Origin of the sequence: Moorena sp. SIO3B2, assembly GCF_010692525.1 — a bacterium.
GTDB classification, from domain to species: Bacteria; Cyanobacteriota; Cyanobacteriia; order Cyanobacteriales; family Coleofasciculaceae; genus Moorena; species Moorena producens.
In genome coordinates this window covers 1-1003 of sequence record NZ_JAAHHE010001016.1, presented here as the reverse complement: position 1 = coordinate 1003, position 1003 = coordinate 1, and the positions used below count along the sequence as shown (strand labels likewise).

At 44.8% G+C, this 1003-nt stretch carries 2 protein-coding genes; both read right to left on the bottom strand.

All coding sequences use genetic code 11. The annotated features are described in order from the left end of the window. Positions 1-221: 221 nt before the first annotated feature. Entirely contained in the window at positions 222-506 is a 285-nt protein-coding gene (locus tag F6K38_RS43145; protein ID WP_287361089.1) for a hypothetical protein, read from the bottom strand. 296 nt (positions 507-802) lie between these two features. Continuing rightward, on the bottom strand, positions 803-1003 hold a 201-nt coding region (locus tag F6K38_RS43140), incomplete at its 5' end, for an isochorismatase family protein (protein ID WP_287361088.1).

Below are 1003 nucleotides of genomic sequence, written 5' to 3'. Positions count from 1 at the left end.
GGGAATCGGGAATCGGGAATCGGGAATCGGGAATCGGGGGAAGAGTTTGGGGAGAGTGCGTAGGGTGCGTTAGGGGCGGACTTGCCCTTATTTTTACGGTAGCCAGGGTTGAGATAGTCCGCCCCGTAACGCACCACCCTGAGCACAAGCAACACTCTGAGCAGACAGCTTGGGATTGGTGATGAGACCGACCGGTCCTGCATCCAACACTATCACTCCCCTCACCAACTTACACCCTTCATGTCGATTGGGAATAACTGACGCTCAGAAAGTCGATCTTGATCCAATGCATCGATCAAGTACTGACCTGTTTCTTGTTGCTCTTGAATATCCTGATCATCAATCCAGGACTGAAGCAGATTAACCGCTTCAGCTTGCTTTTGTCTTACCAGAATAGAGTTTGCCAAAAGTTGTAATGTTATAGCTTCGAGGGAAATCCCTTGCTGCTTGGCTTCCTGGAAGAGATATTGCTCCAATTCTGGTGGTAGGTTAAGGGTTAGGGTCATCAGTCAAATAATGAATGATAAGATTTAATTCTTTAAGTAATTGGGCTTGATAACAAGAAGATGTTTTGTGATTAAACAATTGATCTTCTTGTTAGAGGATATCTGAAAAGTTTTTTGATACTGAATTTTGCCCCCCTAGCCCCCCAATTCTGGGGGGAACAAGAATCAATTTGCTGGTAGAAGTCCCCCAAAATTGGGGGATTTAGGGGGCTTGGATGTAGCAAATGAGACTTCTCAGACAACCTCTTATCAGTCTTGAATAACGAATCGCACTGGTTGTTATCTCAGTTCAATCCCTACGAAAAATCCGATAAGCTAATCACATCAGCATAAGCAACACCCAAAGCATGCATAAATGCCCCATGTACGTCTTGAGCGATAATAGTCTGATTGCCAAAAACCAGATCTCTAGTAGCACAGGCATCATGAACTACCTTACACTTAAAACCCAAATCAGCAGCAGCGCGAGTGGTAGCATCAATACACATGTGACTCAT

Bases quoted from the DNA above. Each gene is read 5' to 3' on its own strand.
- F6K38_RS43145 (WP_287361089.1), bottom strand. From the start codon at position 506: ATGACCCTAACCCTTAACCTACCACCAGAATTGGAGCAATATCTCTTC.